Source organism: Paenibacillus whitsoniae (assembly GCF_003955665.1).
Taxonomy (GTDB): Bacteria; Bacillota; Bacilli; order Paenibacillales; family NBRC-103111; genus Paenibacillus_E; species Paenibacillus_E whitsoniae.
Map to the genome: position 1 here is coordinate 191,202 of NZ_RXHU01000054.1, position 16,819 is coordinate 208,020.

Annotated in this window: 11 protein-coding genes; all 11 read left to right on the plus strand. The window is 43.9% G+C overall.

Annotated elements, in window-relative coordinates; genetic code table 11:
- The first annotated feature begins 14 nt into the window (after positions 1–14).
- The 11 genes from EJQ19_RS18325 to EJQ19_RS18375 all read left to right on the plus strand — a co-directional run bounded on the left by EJQ19_RS18325 (position 15) and on the right by EJQ19_RS18375 (position 16,620).
- Entirely contained in the window at positions 15–1,598 is a 1,584-nt protein-coding gene (locus tag EJQ19_RS18325) for a response regulator (RefSeq protein ID WP_126142679.1), read from the plus strand.
- 258 nt (positions 1,599–1,856) lie between these two features.
- A complete protein-coding gene (locus tag EJQ19_RS18330; RefSeq protein ID WP_126142680.1) occupies positions 1,857–2,762 on the plus strand; it encodes an ABC transporter permease in 906 nt (301 codons plus the stop codon).
- A gap of 2 nt (positions 2,763–2,764) precedes the next feature.
- Positions 2,765–3,634 carry a carbohydrate ABC transporter permease gene (locus EJQ19_RS18335; RefSeq protein WP_126142681.1) on the plus strand — a complete coding sequence of 290 codons (870 nt, stop codon included), beginning with the start codon at positions 2,765–2,767 and terminating at the stop codon, positions 3,632–3,634.
- A gap of 64 nt (positions 3,635–3,698) precedes the next feature.
- Positions 3,699–5,276: a type 2 periplasmic-binding domain-containing protein gene (locus tag EJQ19_RS18340; protein ID WP_126142682.1), complete on the plus strand. Its 1,578-nt coding sequence runs from the start codon at positions 3,699–3,701 to the stop codon at positions 5,274–5,276.
- Between the two features lie 71 nt (positions 5,277–5,347).
- Positions 5,348–8,017 (plus strand): glycosylhydrolase-like jelly roll fold domain-containing protein, encoded by a 2,670-nt coding sequence (locus EJQ19_RS18345; protein ID WP_126142683.1) that lies wholly within the window; start codon positions 5,348–5,350, stop codon positions 8,015–8,017.
- Between the two features lie 177 nt (positions 8,018–8,194).
- Positions 8,195–10,228: a beta-galactosidase gene (locus EJQ19_RS18350; protein WP_126142684.1), complete on the plus strand. Its 2,034-nt coding sequence runs from the start codon at positions 8,195–8,197 to the stop codon at positions 10,226–10,228.
- A 614-nt stretch (positions 10,229–10,842) separates the two neighbouring features.
- Complete coding sequence (locus EJQ19_RS18355) at positions 10,843–12,465, plus strand: extracellular solute-binding protein (protein WP_126142685.1); 1,623 nt, start codon at positions 10,843–10,845, stop codon at positions 12,463–12,465.
- Positions 12,466–12,559: 94 nt separating this feature from the next.
- Positions 12,560–14,653, plus strand: a complete 2,094-nt coding sequence (locus EJQ19_RS18360) for a glycosyl hydrolase 115 family protein (RefSeq protein WP_126142686.1) — start codon at positions 12,560–12,562, stop codon at positions 14,651–14,653.
- 2 nt (positions 14,654–14,655) lie between these two features.
- Positions 14,656–14,898 carry a hypothetical protein gene (locus EJQ19_RS18365; protein WP_126142687.1) on the plus strand — a complete coding sequence of 81 codons (243 nt, stop codon included), beginning with the start codon at positions 14,656–14,658 and terminating at the stop codon, positions 14,896–14,898.
- A 30-nt stretch (positions 14,899–14,928) separates the two neighbouring features.
- On the plus strand, positions 14,929–15,591 hold the full coding sequence (locus EJQ19_RS18370) for a rhamnogalacturonan acetylesterase (RefSeq protein ID WP_241242971.1): 663 nt from the start codon (positions 14,929–14,931) through the stop codon (positions 15,589–15,591).
- 189 nt (positions 15,592–15,780) lie between these two features.
- Positions 15,781–16,620 carry a sialate O-acetylesterase gene (locus tag EJQ19_RS18375; protein ID WP_241242972.1) on the plus strand — a complete coding sequence of 280 codons (840 nt, stop codon included), beginning with the start codon at positions 15,781–15,783 and terminating at the stop codon, positions 16,618–16,620.
- Positions 16,621–16,819 lie beyond the last annotated feature (199 nt).

Below are 16,819 nucleotides of genomic sequence, written 5' to 3' on the forward strand. Positions count from 1 at the left end.
TGAGGTGTTTAGGAATGAAATTGATCTTGGTAGATGATGAGAAAGGTATTATTAAAGGTCTCCAAAAAATGATTAGCCGTTCTATTCCTGAATGCGAGATTATTGGTGAGGCTTATAACGGTGTAGAAGGGGCCCAATTAATTCAAAAGCTGCAGCCTGACATTGTCATTACGGATATTCGAATGCCAAAGGCAGATGGGCTTGACATGATCAAAATACTGAAAGATGATGGCAGCCAGACTAAATTCATTCTTTTAAGCGGATACGCTGATTTTGAGTACGCGCGAAGAGGTATGCACCTTGGAGTGCAATTTTACATCAATAAACCCGTAGATGAGAAGCAGCTTCGTGACTGTGTTCATCAGGTTATGGAGTTGATTGGTAAGGAGAGGGCGAAACTTCGGGAGGTTGACGATTTAAAGCAAGAGGTTCACAGCCGCATACAAGAGGACGTCTTGCGAGAGATCCTTGATTTAGGAAGCGATCAAACGGACCTAGTGGAAGAGCTTTTTAGGATAGCCCAGATTCAAACAGAAGGAACAAGTTTCGCTTGTGTCCTGCTTGAATTTGACGGTAATTTCGATACCTTGAAGGAATTTGGACTGCAATCCGTCTATTATCAAATAGACAATGCTTTGGGGCAGTACCAGAGTGTTTACCGCTTTCGGTATACAGGAGCACAGGTAGCTGTGGTGGTTTCCCATGTGGGATCAATCAAGTATGAAGAGTTAGTAGGGACCATTTATTTTATGAAGGAGGAGGTATACCGGGAGCTAGGACTGTCCATGACTGTTGGAATAGGGGGGCTTAAGAAGCAGGCCATTGAAATCGGCCAATCCTTTGAAGAAGCCCGTAACGCATTAAGCTATAAAATTGTTAAGGGAGCCGGTGCTGTGATTCGGTTTCCAGAGATTGTTAATTTGACTAGGCAGAGTCACTTAGTTACTGATGAGATGCTAGCCAAGCTGGAGACAAGTCTCGAAAACATGGACGAAGTGGGTTGCGTGGACATCATTCGAGAAGTTTTTCGTGGGATGGAAGCGCAGGCAGGCGTAAGCCCTGCAGATCTCCAACTGCATTGCTTGAACATCCTTTTATCGAGTGTGCGCAAGATGTCTTTTCAGCAGTTACAGCAAAACGATTTTCTTAGCCGCCATATCCTGTCATTGGAAAGCATTTCACGGTTTCGGACGCTAGAACAATTGGAGGAATGGATGGTTGAGGTTATCCGGGGAATTATTTCGTTCAAATTGAAACATAATATTCCTAAGAAGAAAGTAATCATTGAGGAAATTAAGGATTATGTTTCAACTCACTACAATGAGCCAATTAGTCTTGCCGATTTAGCAGCGCGTTTTTTCATCAGTCCCCATTATTTAAGTCAGTTTTTCAAACAAAAAACGGGGGATACTTATGTTAATTATTTGGCGAGAATCCGAATCGAGAAAGCAAAAGAATTGCTTGAGAATACGGATTCGAAAGTGTACGAGATCAGCCAGATGGTAGGTTATATCGATTCACAGCATTTTACAAGATTGTTTGAACGCTTAACAGGGTGTAAGCCAAGCGAATACCGAAAAAATCTCCCCAAAATATAAATGTATTTAGCCTAGGAGTTTCAAGTTGTCAGACTGTTGAGTGCATCTCAATCGTCTGGCTTTTTATTTTACCTCGCCTTTATTTTCTGGATAATCCTGCGGTGGGTGGGTTGAAAGACGATCCCAAAGTAATGTTTTTTTAAATGCACCTTAAAAATGGCCTGTTTTTACACAGAAATGCCCCGTTGAGAGCGCTTCCGCCAGATTGTATAGTTACTGTGTAAGAGAATACAGCAACTAGATATGGGGGGAACAAGGTTGAAGTCAGTTGCTTTTCAGCGAATGAAGGTTTATTGGCCGCTATATGTCATGGCAATTCCGGGAGTGATTTTTCTCTTTATTTTCAAATACATTCCCTTGGCCGGTGCCGTTATTGCCTTTAAAGATTATTCGGTTTTCAAAGGCTTTATTGATAGTCCTTGGGTAGGGCTCAAGCATTTTAAAACCCTAATTCAACATCCTGACTTCGTTAAGGTATTTGGCAACACATTGATGCTGGGATTTCTCAAAATCGTTGTAGTCTTCCCAGTGCCCGTTCTGTTGGCGCTAATGATTAATGAAATTAGAAAATCTGCTCTGAAGAAAGGTATTCAAACAGCACTATATATTCCGCACTTTTTGTCTTGGGTTATTGTGTCAGGCATCGTATTTGATATCTTTTCTACTAACGGATTGTTCAACATTGTCATGGGGTGGTTTGGTGTCGATCCTGTGCTTGCCATGCAGGAAAGCGCATACTTCCGGCCTATTTACGTGATTACATCCATATGGAGAGATGCAGGTTGGGGCACCGTGGTATATATGGCCGCGATCAGTTCTATCGACCCTCAGCTCTACGAATCCGCTATGATTGACGGCGCGTCTAAGTTTAAGCAGATTCGACACGTTACGTTTCCGCTCCTGCTGCCTACCGTGCTGGTTCTATTCCTATTGGAAATCGGTAACTTCATGGATCTAGGCTTCGATCAAGTGTTTAATCTTTTAACACCGATGACTTACAACGTTGGAGATATCATCGATACGTATGTGTTCCGAACAGGCATTCAGCAGGCGCAGTACAGCTTCGCTACCGCAGTAGGCTTGTTTCAATCAGTGATCGGTTTTATTCTGGTATTCATCTTTAATAAGTTATCGAAGAAGTTTTCGGATGGGGGGCTCTGGTAGACATGTTTGAATCTAGAGGGGAAAAAGCTTTCGGCGCAGCCATTACAATTATTCTCATTCTGATGTCAATCGTAGCGCTCGTACCGCTCCTGTCCGTGATATCCACATCGTTTAGCTCGAAAAGCGCTGTTGATATGAACCTTGTAACGATCTGGCCAAAGCAATTTACGGTAGCTTCTTGGGGACATATGATTGATCGTCCTGATTTATGGAAATCATTCTTCTTAACACTGGGTTCGACGGTAATTGGCACAGTGCTCGCTTTGTTGATGACCGCCTTGCTCGCATACCCGCTATCGAAGACGGAGTTCCGCTTGGGACCTGTTATTATGGTGGGAGTGGTCATCGCAATGATTTTCAAGGCGCCAATTGTGCCTTACTTTCTGACGGTCCGTGGCATCGGGCTTTATAACAACCCGTTAGTTCTAATTATCCCGCATATATTGAATCCGTTTAATTTGATCATCATGAGAACCTTCTTTAAGCAATTTCCGAAGGACTTAGAGGAGGCTGCCTTCCTTGAGGGTAGTGGATATTTCCGAATGCTATTCCAATTTGTTCTTCCACTGTCCAAAGCGGTACTGGCAACACTCGCGCTATTTTACGGTGTTGTGTTGTGGAATCAGTTCCAACATCCGCTTCTTTTCCTGCAAAATCCGGATTGGTTCCCACTTCAAATCAAGATCCGACAGTTCATTACAGATGATAATGTGATAATGGCCGGTCCTGTTACAATAGGGGATCAAAATTTTAACGAGCGTACATTGAGAGCTACCACCGTTATCTTTGCAATTATTCCTATCGTTTTGGTATATCCTTTCTTGCAGAAGTATTTTGTCAAAGGTGCCATGCTTGGTTCTGTGAAGGGGTAATACTCATAATTGGTTTGTAGGCATCAGCCTTAAACATATCGAATTAATAAAAGGGGGATAAACCATGAAGTTTAAAAAGTTGGGCTTATTATCGATGGTAGGTGTCCTAGCAATTACTGCAGCCGGCTGTAGTTGGAATGCAAGCCCATCAGGAAGTCCGTCATCTTCCGTTCAAAACCAAGCGACTGGTGGAGATGATGTTGATATTGAATTTTGGGGAACCAATATCGGCTACAAACCCATTGCCAAAGGTAGCAAGACCTATGATTTTATTAAGCAGAAGCTAGGCGTCGGTGTGATTAGTCCGTATGTGGAATGGGGTGGAGGTACCAACTACTTAAACCAGTTGAACCTGAAGATCGCAGCTGGCGAAATGCCTGATATATTTGGGCCCTATGCCGGCAATGAAGATACGTTGGCTAAAAACGGCGCTATCGCAGATCTGACCGACTTGCTGCCGAAATATGCGCCGAATCTATGGAGTAGTATCCCGCAGGAAGTTTGGGATATTGTCAAAGCAAACGACCCCACCGGTAAGGGCAGAATCTATTCTATTCCTACGGTCGTAGACTACGGAAGATACGCCGGCATGATTCGCCAGGATTGGTTGGATAAGCTGGGCTTACAGATGCCAAAGACACAAGAGGAATATGTAAAAGTACTTGAGGCTTTCCGGGATAAAGATCCTAATGGAAACGGACAGAAGGATGAAGTTCCTACTGGGGGGCGTCAAGAGGCGCGCTGGATGGACCATCTTTTTGCAATGTACGGTGTGGCTATGTTCGAAGGCTACCCGGATTGGGACCTGTACGACGGCAAGCTGACTTATTCCGCAGTAACGCCGAATATGAAAGCTGCTTTGGAATTTGCTGCAAAATTATATAAAGACGGGTTATTGGATAAAGAATCCCTTTTGAACGACAAGGCAAAATGGGAGGGCAAAGTCACCTCTAATAAGGGTGGAAACTATTTCCAATGGGTAGAACAACTCAATCTTATTTTGGATCCTACCTTCAAGAATACGGGTGTGAAGGCTCAGTTTGCGATACTGCCTCCTCCAGAGGTTCCTGGATATAAGGGGTTCTATACATCAAAAAGGAGAATAGCCCCGCAATTTGTTCTCAAGAATAACAAGGACGAGAAGAAGCTAATGGCATCTTTGAAACTGCTTAACAATATGTACGACAAAAAGAATTGGAAGGACCTGTACCTTGGTGTAGAAGGCATGCACTATACGATGAAGGATGGCAAAGCCGTCAAACTTCCAGATGACAAGAGCACCCAGGAGAATATTGGACTATTTAACACAGCTTCAAATCTGGCCACGCTTGATTTTACAATGGACCTCATTAAGAGTACAGCATCGGCAGATACCATGTGGGAAGCAGATCAAACTGTCCAAAATATGAAGGAAGCTCAGAAATATGTCAAGAACATTGCCGGCGACGGCATGCCGACCAGCGTCTACGACAGCTTCCCAGACATCAACAATCGTACTTTGTATATCGAATATGCAAGCAAAATTATTACTGGGCAGTACCCTATAAGCAAATTCGATGAATTTGTGGAAAAATGGAATAAATCGGGTGGGGAAGAAGTAACGAAGCGTGCTAGAGATTGGTATGCGAAGCTAAAAAAATAATAGCTTAATTAAAAATATCCGCCTAGCTTCTTTTAGAAGACGGGCGGATATTTCAATAACGGGGGGCTAACATGAGTAAGCGACTTAAAGAAGTACTTGAGGGTCAAGAACATAATTATATCCTTCCATTTTTATGGCAACATGGGGAGGAGGAGTCGGCAATTAGAGAAGAGATTGCTAGAGTTCATGAATCTGGAATCGGCGCCGTTTGCATCGAGGCGCGGCCACATCCGGATTTCCTTGGTTCGAAATGGTGGACAGATATGGACATTATTATGGACGAAGCTCGAAAACGCGGCATGAAAGTATGGCTGTTGGATGATGACCATTTTCCAACAGGACATGCTGCTGGGAAGGTGAAAGATGCTCCGGAAGAGCTTCATCGCAAGTTTTTAGCTGATCGCTATATCGATACGCTCGGTCCTGCCAAGGGTACCTCTCTGCTGCTGGATACCTTGCTCATGCGGGGACTTCGTCCGACGATCTCACATCCAGAGCGGGCAACTGGTAGAAATAAACTGATTTCTGTTGTCGCAGTTCGCCGAGATCCTTCTAACGGAGAATTACTCGATGAATCAATCGACATCACGGATTTTGCACAAGACGGTATCTTGTACTGGGATATCCCAGAAGGCTATTGGCGCGTATTTATTATTACCGAAAATAAGGATGGCGGCAGCCTGCAGCAGGAAGATTATTTGAATCCGATAGACCGGGATTCTGTACGTATTCTTCTCGACACCGTATATGAGACTGTATATGAAAGATACAAGGACGACTTCGGCAAGACGTTTGCCGGTTTTTTCTCGGATGAACCAGGATTTTACAATGACAAGACAACGTTTGACTTCCAATCGAGACCAGGCAAAAAAGGCGTGCCGCTTCCTTGGAGCAGCGAAATGTCGGCCATGCTTGAGCAGGCCTTAGGTGCAGATTACCGCAAAAACCTTCATCTTCTCTTTCATGAAGCGGGAGAACAAGCACATAACGTGCGGTACGCCTATATGAATTCAGTAAGCAAGCTCTATGCGGACAACTTTTGCAGCCAGATCGGTGAGTGGTGCAGAGCCCGTGGAGTTGAATATATTGGACATGTTCTTGAAGATAACAATGTGCATGCAAGGCTTGGTTCAGGAGCTGGACATTTCTTCCGTTCCATGTGGGGGCAGGACATGTCTGGCCTCGATGTGGTGCTTTGGCAGATCGTTCCTGGCTTTGACAAATTGTCCTTCAGCAAGCCAGGCGGAGATACGGATAGTGAGTTTTTCCACTATGGGCTAGCCAAGCTTGGGGTATCGCTGGGACACCTCGATCCGAAGAAGCAAGGCCGTACGATGTGTGAAGTGTACGGGGCGTACGGCTGGGCAGAAGGATTGAAGCTGATGAAATGGCTTACCGACCATATGCTTGTCCGCGGCGTCAATTATTTTGTCCCGCATGCCTTTACCCAGAAGGATCCGGATCCAGATTGCCCACCGCATATGTATGCGGGCGGGAAAAATCCGCAGTACCGCTACTACAAACATTTAAATCACTACATGAATCGAATCAGTCACCTAATTTCAGATGGGCGGCATGTAGCCACTGCGGCCGTCGTGTATCACGCGGAAGCAGAGTGGTCAGGCGAAGCGATGCTTTTCCAGAAGCCTGTAAGGCAATTGATGCAGCATCAGATTGACTGCGAGATCGTACCGATCGATATCCTTCTGGATGCAGCATGCGTGAAGAACAGTAAGCTGCATGTTCATAATGAGACCTTCGAGTGCCTCGTTATTCCTTATGCAGAAGCACTTCCAGCCGCGATGATTCGCCTATTGATAAAATTTGCCAAGCAAGGATTAGCTGTACGTTTTGTCGACGGGTTGCCAACGCGCTCGAGCGAAGGCAGTGACGTTTCCACTGATCTTGCTGGGCTTGCCGGTCACAATAATTTGAAGGTTATCGCACTAGACGATCTTACGCAAACACTTTTCGCAGATGGACATTATGAGATTCAAGTCGATGGCTATGAACCTTATCTTCGCAATTACCACTACTCGCATGATGGTTTGGACGTGTTTATGTTCTTTAACGAACATCCGCATCAAACCATCCGCAGGAAGATTGTTTTGCCAGTCCAAGGTGATGTATATGCCTATGATGCCTTTATGAATCGATTGAAAAAGCTCCATGTAGAATTGGAGAGTAAAACGAACGAAGCGGTGAAGATTGAACTTCATCCTTATGAATCCATTGTGCTTATTCATGGTACTGATCTGGAAGGCATTGAAGTTCCTGAGGAAGTGGATCGATCATCGCAGAATGAGGTTCGTTTGGAAATGGAGATAAACAGCGAATGGACGGTATCCTTAGCCACGGCTGAGGCGTATCCTCATTTTGAGGAATGGGGAAAACAGAGGACATTAATAAATATGAGCGAAGCAGAATGCTTGCCTCGATTTACGGGAACCTTCCGTTATGAAACGGAATTTGAATGGCATACTGCAGCGAATCAAGGACTTAAATTAGATTTGGGTGAAGTTTATGAAATTGCGCAAGTATGGATTAACGGTGAAGAAGCAGGTGTCTGTATTTGTCCTCCTTACTCTTTAGTCGTCGATGGCCTTATTCAAAAGGGTCAAAATAAAATAATCATAGAAGTTACGAATACGATGGTGAAAGAAATCCCCGACTTCTTATCGGCCTTTGCGCAGCAAGAACCAAGCGGACTTATTGGGCCTGTTCGGGTGATTAAATCGTGATGGGACAAATCCACTCAATCACTGTGAATGGCATTTGGCGCATTGATCCGGTTAAAAGCGACAGTGAATCGGAAAAAATTTCAATTTGTTTATGCGTTTAATGAAGCTGATAGCATGCGAATTTTGATTATTTTGTTTATGAAGAATGGAATGAATATTGAATAAGGGGTAAGTATGATGATCAATGACAAACTACCGAAAATCTGGTATGGCGGAGACTATAACCCTGAGCAATGGGATGAGGCTTTTTGGTCCGAGGATGTTAGGATGTTTAAGCTGGCCGGGATTAATGTTGCTACATTGAATGTGTTTTCATGGGCGCTGAATCAGCCTGACGAGAATACATATAACTTTGAATGGCTTGACGAGCAGATGGATCGTCTTTACCGGAATGGTATCTATATCTGTCTTGCGACGAGCACTGGGGCACATCCGGCATGGATGGCTAAGCGGCACCCTGATGTGTTACGAGTTGACTTTTACGGGAGAAAGAGGGCGTTTGGGGGGAGGCACAACTCATGCCCGAACAGTCCAGCGTACCGTAAATATTCATCAAGGATGGCAGATAAGCTGGCTGAACGCTACAAGGATCATCCTGGGTTGCTCATTTGGCATGTTTCAAATGAATACGGCGGATACTGCTATTGTGAAAGTTGTGCGGAGAGCTTTCGTCGCTGGCTTCAAAGCCGATACGGCAGTCTAGACAAGCTTAACAAAGCATGGAATACGCGATTTTGGGGTCACACCTTCTACGACTGGGATGAAATCGTTCCACCTAACGATCTTAGCGAGGAGCGGGAAGGCAACCGAACTTATTTCCAGGGAATTTCACTCGACTATCGTCGCTTTCAGTCAGCGAGTTTGCTCGAATGCTATAAACTCGAGCATGACCAGATCAAGAAGCATACGCCAACTATTCCGGTGACGACTAACCTGATGGGGACATATCCGGAATTGGATTATTTTGCTTGGGCGAAAGAGATGGATGTCGTGTCGTGGGACAATTACCCACGCTTAAATACACCTGTTAGTTATACAGCTATGGTGCACGATTTAATGCGCGGGCTGAAGAGTGGCCAACCTTTCATACTGATGGAGCAAACACCGAGTCAGCAAAACTGGCAACCTTATAATTCATTGAAGCGGCCAGGTGTAATGCGGCTGTGGAGCTATCAGGCGGTCGCACGCGGTGCAGATACGGTCATGTTTTTTCAGCTTAGACGTTCTATCGGTGCATGCGAAAAATATCATGGCGCAGTCATTGAACACGTTGGTCACGAACACACTCGGGTATTCCGAGAATGTGCCGAGTTGGGAATTGAGTTAGAACAGTTATCCGACAAGCTGCTAGACTCCCGAGTTGAGTCTAAAGTAGCCATCATGTTCGATTGGGAAAATCGTTGGGCGGTTGAGTTATCCAGTGGCCCGACAGTTTCGCTCAATTATGTTGACGAAGTACACAAATATTATGACGCATTATATCAATTGAATATACAAGCAGACATGATTTGTGTAGAAGAAGAACTGAGCAAGTACGATGTCGTTATCGCACCTGTGTTATATATGATTAAACCTGGATTTGCCGAGAAGATGGAGGCATTCGTTCGAGGCGGAGGTACCTTTATTACAACGTTCTTTAGCGGAATCGTGAATGAGCATGATTTGGTTACGCTCGGCGGTTATCCTGGGAAGTTGCGTTCACTGCTAGGTATTTGGGCCGAAGAAATTGATGCACTTTATCCAGATCAAAAGAATGAAATTGTACTGACCCAGCCATGGGGCTCGCTGCATGGAACCTACGCATGCCAAATTTTGTGTGATCTCATACATTCAGAAGGCGCCGAAATTAAGGCTGTATATGGATCGGATTTTTACAAAGGAATGCCAGCTATAACAGTAAATCGTTTTGGTTCAGGAGAGGCTTGGTATGTTGCTACAAGTCCAGATTCAGCTTTCCTTGCAGGATTTATGTCTAACATTTGCGAGTCGAAGGGGATAAAGCCATTGTTGCCTTATCAGAAAGGCGTGGAAGTTTCAAAACGGATAAAAGAGGATATATCTTATTATTTCGTATTGAATCATAATCAAGAGCCGACGGAAGTTGGCTTGGGGAATGAGCAGTTTATTAACGAACTTTCCGGAGAGGTTGTAGAGAATACGGTAATTGTACCTGCAAATGGCGTGTCGATACTTTCAAATAAGAAGAGCTAGTATGTATTGGTGCAGGTGGAAAGCTGTTGCTAGGTATGCCTGAGTGAAAAACATATTAGCAGTTTATTAAAGGGAGGCGTTAGCCTCTCTTTTTGAAGTTTAACAACGACTTATGAAACGTTTAATTTTTGAACAAAAAAATCCGTTTTTAGCCTGTGAGATGGGCTTAAACGGATTTTTTGTATTTTATTTGACTTCACAGACATAAATCGACTGTCTTCCGAAAAAACGTAAGTTTTTCAATGGCCTGCAGATAAAGCGGATTTATTTGTAATTTTAAGTGGAGTAATCCTTGTTAGAGAAGCCTACGAACTAAATTCAGTTGATAAAGCGGATTCTAATAACGGGCTATGACTAGACGGGCAGCTAGCGTAAAGCCTGTCCAAGCAATGGTAACGGAAATCTGTTTAATGATCAGAAATTAGTTTGTTGTACCATTCGAGATACTCCCCGTATAGTGTGGTTAATCACCTGAACCAGTAGGCGCAATCCAAAATATATGATTGTGGCAGTAAAGGGTTAATTTAGGGTCAGTTGCCATCGGTTAATTCCTCGGTTCTTTCGAGGTGTAACATACATGTACATCACAAACAAATGTGAAGGGGATTTAGAAGATGAAGTTTTCGCAACGTAAATGGTTTGGGGCTTCAACGACAGTTATCGTATTAGCAGGTTTGCTTTCAGCTTGTTCGAGTTCAACGAAGGATGCTTCTCCAAGCACAGCTACAGGAGCTGCTGCAACAACGGCGGTAAGTAAAGATCCCGTTACGCTGAAAGTGGAGGTGTTCGACCGGGGGAATGCGCCAGCAGGTGCAGGTCCAGTCGACAACAACTTCTGGACACAGTGGATTCAGAAGAATTTCGGTGATCCGAACAATATTAAGATGCAGTTCATTCCGGTTCCCCGCAACCAAGAGATAGATAAGCTTAATATTCTCATGGCATCTGGGGATGCCCCTGATCTTGTGTTTACGTATGACACAACGACGATTAACAACTTTGTGAAAAGCGGCGGTTTGACAGACCTTAGTACCTTGATCGATGCCAATGGTCCCAATCTGAAGAAGTTTCTTGGCCAGGATGTTCTCTCCTACGGAATCTTCAGCGGCAAGCAATATGCTATCCCTGCAAAGAGACCTCTGCAATATACCCAGTCCTCCTATATTCGAAAAGACTGGTTGGATAAGCTAGGTATGCCGGTTCCGAAGACGACAGATGAATTCTACAAGACAATGAAAGCCTTTAAGGAGAAAGATCCAGGCCAGACAGGCGGCAAAGTGATTCCTTACGACTTCAGCACAATGGATGGTACGGCGATTACAACACCAGTCGTATTAATCTCTTCATTCATTAAGAAATTGTCAGAAGAAGACAACTATGCCTTATCGACGTCAAACTTTACCCAAGAAATAACGAAACCGGGTTATAAAGAGGGCGTTCAGTTCTTGAATAAAATGAATCAAGAAGGCCTAATTAATCCGGACTTCTCGCTGGACAAGGACGGGAAAACGTTAGAAAAAGATGTGGCCAACGGTCTTGTAGGCGCCTTCACCGCGAATGCTGCTCATCCAAACTTAATGGGAAATGGCAACGTATTCGATACACTAAAAAAGAACATTCCAGGTGCCGAATATGTCGCCATGGATCCCTTTACGAACGAAGAGGGCAAATCAGTAAAAGCTATCTCTGATCCAATCGGCGCGTTTCTTTTGATTCCTAAAGCGAGCAAGCATGCGGCGGAAGTGGTCAAATATCTAGATTGGATGTCAAAGCCAGACGTTCTGTTCACACTGCAGAATGGTCTCGAAGGTCAGCACTATACATTAGAGAATGGCTTCCCGAAAGCAATCACAACGGATGAATCGAAGAAAACATTCTACAATAACACCGATATTGCGATGGTGATTAACGGTAAAGATTTCGGATCCCAAGAAAAAAATATTGAAGCGATTTCTCTTGGGTTCCCGAATTATAAAGATCTAGCGAAACAAACGATTATAAACGGACTTAAAGATGGGTATACAATCCCTCGATTCGATCGTCCAATTGATTCCGAGATTAAATACGGAAAGACGCTCAAGGATAAGGCAAATGAAACTGTCGTGAAAAGTATTATGGCAAAGCAGGGCGATTTTGAAAAAACATATGATGCAGGTGTTCAAGAATATCTGAAAATTGGCGGTCAGGCTGTAATCGATGAACGCAGAGCTGCTTACAAGGATATGAAAAAGAAATAAATGGTTTGACTACCCCCCATGCTGTTTATGGGGGTTCAATTTTTAAAAGAAAAAGAAAATGAAGAACAGTGAATGAAAGGATGCCGACAAGAGTATGGGAAATCAGATAATTGAACAATTAGTTTTAAAAGGACAGGTACACATACAAATCCCTGAAATACAGTTTTCGTCGGTTGAACATGCCTTGAGGATGTTGGTTAGAGATTTCGAAACAGTGTTGGGTGCCAGGCCAAAACTAGTAACGGGAGCATATGAAGAAGCGGAACTATGCATTCGAATTGCCCAGGAAAAAGATGATATTCCGAACCGTCCTGAGGCGTTTGGATTTCGTTTCAATTTGAGCGGGAAGTTTCCCCGGATGGAGATTATAGGACATGATGACTTAGGAATCGTTTATGGAATCCTAGCCTTTAGTAAGAAATATTTAGGCATGCAACCATTCTGGTTTTGGGCAGACCAGTCCATTGCGAAGCTCTCCGAGATCGAAATTCCATGTCATCATTATGACGCCCCAGTGCCTAAGGTTCGTTACCGCGGCTGGTTTGTTAATGACGAAGTATGTTTAATTGGCTGGAAAGAGCCGTATCCACCATCAAGGGAAGTATGGGAACCTGTGTTCGAAGCATTGCTGCGTAGCGGTGGTAATATGGTTATTCCAGGTACAGACTTGCCAAGAGACGGTATCCACTACAAGCTAGCCGTAGAAATGGGGCTATGGGTGACGCATCATCATGCTGAGCCGTTAGGTGCAGAAATGTTCTTACGCGCTTTTCCAGGCAGGAATGCCAGTTATCGGGAAGCCCCCGAGTTGTTTGAAAGTTTGTGGGCGGAAGCGATTGAAGAGCAAAAGGATATGAAGGTTCTATGGGTACTTTCCTTCAGAGGTCAAGGAGACGCACCATTTTGGCATAATGATCCTTCTTTCGATACGTCAGAAAAGCGCGGCGCAATGATTAGTAAGGTCATCCGAAAACAATACGACATGATTGGAAGTGCCGTCCAGAATCCAGTTTATTGCGTAGCTTTATACGGGGAGATCGCTGAATTGTATAAAGGCGGCTATGTGGATCTGCCTGAAGATGTGATCAAAATATGGGCGGATAATGGTTACGGGAAAATGGTTTCCCGAAGACATAATAACCAGAATCTTCGCGTAGTCTCACTCCCAGCAGCCAATGATGGAGGTAAAGATGGTTTGTATTACCACGTGACGTTCCATGATTTACAAGCTTCCAATCATTTGACGATGTTCCCTGGCTCGTCTAATTTTCTAAAACAGGAGATCGAGACGGCATTTGATGCTGGAGCAGATGATTATTTGCTAATTAATTGTGGAAATATCAGACCCCATGTTTATTCCCTAGACATTCTTCGTGTACTATGGAGTGATGGTTCAATTGACGTAAATGAGCATATAAAAGAATTCGTAAGTAGCTATTATGCTAGTCACCATGAAGAGTTGGAGGAACTGTATCTCAGCTACACGGAAGCAGCTATTCAGTATGGACCACATGCAGATGACTTGGCTGGAGATGAATATTATCATCATCCTGCCAGACAAATGATTGGACATTGGTTGCAAGGAAAGGGCGTGCAGCCAGATGCAAGATTGTTCTGGGCTGTAGGAGATGTTCCATTCAATCAGCAAGTGAAGAATTTCGAAGATCGTTTAGAACAAGGAATTAAGAATTGGGAAGCTTGGCTTCAAAAATGTGATGAAGTCCTGGGGAAATTAGTAGCTGACGACTTAAGAAGGGCAACCGATCTGCTGCGTTTCCATGGAGCTTTACATTTGTCCGGATGTGAAGGATTTTACTGGCTGTGTCGTTCGTACAGGGAATACCGTGAACAGAATTACCCACAGGCCTTCGTGTACGCTTCCGAATCGATGTGGTCTTACAAAAAAGGGCTAGACATATTAAAAGAGGCTGAGCATGGGAAGTGGGATCGATTCTATCAAGCAGATTGGCTTACGAATATTAAAAGTACAATATATAATGTAGACACTTTAAGGCGGTTTCTGCGCATACACGGCGACAGTCCTGATTTTTTCTTGTGGTACAAGGAATTTTTGATGCCAGAGACGGAAAAATATATTTATTTGGAAAATACACACCGTAATCCATTGTCCGACGATGAATTGGCGCATCGTTTAAAGCGATTTTTTTCTTCACATGGGGGATTATAAAATTGAGAGAAACGTTTTTTATGAAGCTTGATGTCAGGAATGCACATGAGATGGTTCGTGTATGGATCAATGATATAGAAATTGGAGTTCGTATGTGGAAACCGTATGTGTTCAATATTACACATGCCGCGAGACAAGGCTGGAATGATATACGCGTAGAAGTGACTAATACATTAGCCAATCGTATTGATGGTCAGTCGCAACCATCTGGTTTAATTGGTCCAGTAATTGTAAAGGTTTGTTAAATAATATTTAAACAGGTGGTGATAGCTTTGGTGAAACAAACAATTTATTTGGCAGGGGATTCGACGATGGCGAATTACTCAATAGAATCGTCTCCTATGCAGGGGTGGGGGAATAAGCTCCATTTATTTATTCCGCATTCTGTTTTGGTTGTTAATAAAGCAACCAACGGGAGAAGTTCAAAGAGTTTTATAGACGAAGGACGTCTGGAAGAAATTCTGGGGATAATTAAAAACGGTGACTACTTATTTATCCAATTCGGTCACAACGATAGTAAGGTAGATACCGAAAGGCATACTAGCCCATGGGGTACGTTTCACCAATATTTGCTGAAATATATCGATGGAGCGAGAGCGAAAGGGGCACATCCTGTGCTTATCTCGCCACTTTGTCGTAGACAGTTTGACGTGGATGGATTATTGCTCAACACGCATGGTGATTATCCTCGGTCAATGGAAGCATTAGCAGTTCAAGAAAAAGTGCCATTCATAGATTTATGCGGAAGAAGTGCAGTTGCATTCAAGGAAATGGGAAATACTAAATCTAAAGAGTGGTTTACTTGGCTACGAGCTGGTGAACATCCGAATTACCCAGAAGGCATTGAAGACAACACACATCTAAACGAACAAGGTGCGGAGGAGGTAGCAAGATTGGTAGGCGATGCGATTATCAAACTTAAATTGGAAATTGGTTGATGGACGGGGAAGCCACTTCATTCTTTTGGTCGTCTCTTTTAACAACTGATGCGAAACTAGCAAGTGAAGGTTCGGGCTATTGTTCTTGCACAATTATCAGGCTCATGTTAGGGGTTAAACTAATATCTTTCGAGACATCTGAAATCAGATTCTTTGGGGAAATCAAATAAGTGTGGTGACAATTTTATAATGGATTTGAATTCAACAACCAGTAATCTCGAAGGTCAAAATGAAGTAGACCTTATCATGTTTATGGGACAGTCAAACATGGCTGGTCGAGGGACGGCGGCGCAAGCACCCGCTGTGGCACCGGGTACAGCATATGAGTTCCGTGCCATCTCGGATCCGAAACAGCTATATCCGCTGTCAGAGCCATTCGGTGAGAACGAGAATAACCCTTCAGGAATTACAGAGCCAGGCGCAAAGACAGGATCAATGGTGTCGGCTTTTGTTAACGCCTACTTTGGGGTTGTCGGCCGCAAGGTGGTTGCGGTATCCGCATCAAAAGGTGGGTCATCTATCAATCTCTGGCAGCCCGGGAGTGCGTATCTTAACGACTCCATTGCTCGATACAACGCCGCTAAAAACTGGCTGACTTCTAATGGATATACCATTAAAAATAAGTTCATGGTATGGTGCCAAGGTGAAACTGACGGGGATAACGCCATGGATGGCGCGACTTACACCATAAATATTACTGCTATGATAGAGGCCATGATCGCAGTAGGCATCGAAAACTGTTATATCGTCCGCATCGGTAACCATCGGGACAATGCAACCTTATATCATTCAATCATCACCGCTCAAACTGATCTGTGCAGAACATATAGTAATACGATACTGGTTTCTACGAAATTTGCAGCTATGGCTGAAGCCGGGCTCATGAAAGATCAGTTCCATTATACGCAAGATGGTTACAACGCCATTGGAGCTGATGCAGGCATTAATACTGCTTTTCATATCATGACAAAGAAAGAGCCATACATGTATGACTTAGTGAACGCCACAATGTATTTCTCACAAAAGTGACATTAGGCAGAAACCAATGAAGTCGCGGCCTATTGCAGATGCCTAGTAGGAGTACGGCGGACCTAGCCGAGAAGATCCCCCCGTTGAGGAAACGGAGGGGATTTTTTGCGAGTTGCCAACGTAGTCGGAAAAAAGTTAGGTGTCGGAAATTAGTTTGTTGAAGCTTTTCACTGGCAAGCCGTATAGTAGGGGGTATTAA